This window comes from Lactiplantibacillus sp. C232, assembly GCF_023806725.1.
Taxonomy (GTDB): Bacteria; Bacillota; Bacilli; order Lactobacillales; family Lactobacillaceae; genus Lactiplantibacillus; species Lactiplantibacillus plantarum.
Genome location: NZ_JAMSKZ010000035.1, coordinates 3,227 through 4,536, shown reverse-complemented (window position 1 = coordinate 4,536; position 1,310 = coordinate 3,227). Strand labels below are relative to the sequence as shown.

1 rRNA gene is annotated in these 1,310 nt (G+C 51.3%); it reads left to right on the top strand.

Features of this window, described 5'->3' with window-relative positions:
• Positions 1–1,279, top strand: a 16S ribosomal RNA gene (locus tag MZO41_RS16340); the annotation flags it as partial.
• Positions 1,280–1,310: the final 31 nt, after the last annotated feature.

The following is a 1,310-nucleotide window of genomic DNA, read 5'->3' as shown; positions in this document are numbered from 1 at the left end:
GGCTCACCATGGCAATGATACGTAGCCGACCTGAGAGGGTAATCGGCCACATTGGGACTGAGACACGGCCCAAACTCCTACGGGAGGCAGCAGTAGGGAATCTTCCACAATGGACGAAAGTCTGATGGAGCAACGCCGCGTGAGTGAAGAAGGGTTTCGGCTCGTAAAACTCTGTTGTTAAAGAAGAACATATCTGAGAGTAACTGTTCAGGTATTGACGGTATTTAACCAGAAAGCCACGGCTAACTACGTGCCAGCAGCCGCGGTAATACGTAGGTGGCAAGCGTTGTCCGGATTTATTGGGCGTAAAGCGAGCGCAGGCGGTTTTTTAAGTCTGATGTGAAAGCCTTCGGCTCAACCGAAGAAGTGCATCGGAAACTGGGAAACTTGAGTGCAGAAGAGGACAGTGGAACTCCATGTGTAGCGGTGAAATGCGTAGATATATGGAAGAACACCAGTGGCGAAGGCGGCTGTCTGGTCTGTAACTGACGCTGAGGCTCGAAAGTATGGGTAGCAAACAGGATTAGATACCCTGGTAGTCCATACCGTAAACGATGAATGCTAAGTGTTGGAGGGTTTCCGCCCTTCAGTGCTGCAGCTAACGCATTAAGCATTCCGCCTGGGGAGTACGGCCGCAAGGCTGAAACTCAAAGGAATTGACGGGGGCCCGCACAAGCGGTGGAGCATGTGGTTTAATTCGAAGCTACGCGAAGAACCTTACCAGGTCTTGACATACTATGCAAATCTAAGAGATTAGACGTTCCCTTCGGGGACATGGATACAGGTGGTGCATGGTTGTCGTCAGCTCGTGTCGTGAGATGTTGGGTTAAGTCCCGCAACGAGCGCAACCCTTATTATCAGTTGCCAGCATTAAGTTGGGCACTCTGGTGAGACTGCCGGTGACAAACCGGAGGAAGGTGGGGATGACGTCAAATCATCATGCCCCTTATGACCTGGGCTACACACGTGCTACAATGGATGGTACAACGAGTTGCGAACTCGCGAGAGTAAGCTAATCTCTTAAAGCCATTCTCAGTTCGGATTGTAGGCTGCAACTCGCCTACATGAAGTCGGAATCGCTAGTAATCGCGGATCAGCATGCCGCGGTGAATACGTTCCCGGGCCTTGTACACACCGCCCGTCACACCATGAGAGTTTGTAACACCCAAAGTCGGTGGGGTAACCTTTTAGGAACCAGCCGCCTAAGGTGGGACAGATGATTAGGGTGAAGTCGTAACAAGGTAGCCGTAGGAGAACCTGCGGCTGGATCACCTCCTTTCTAAGGAATATTACGGAAACCTACACACTTC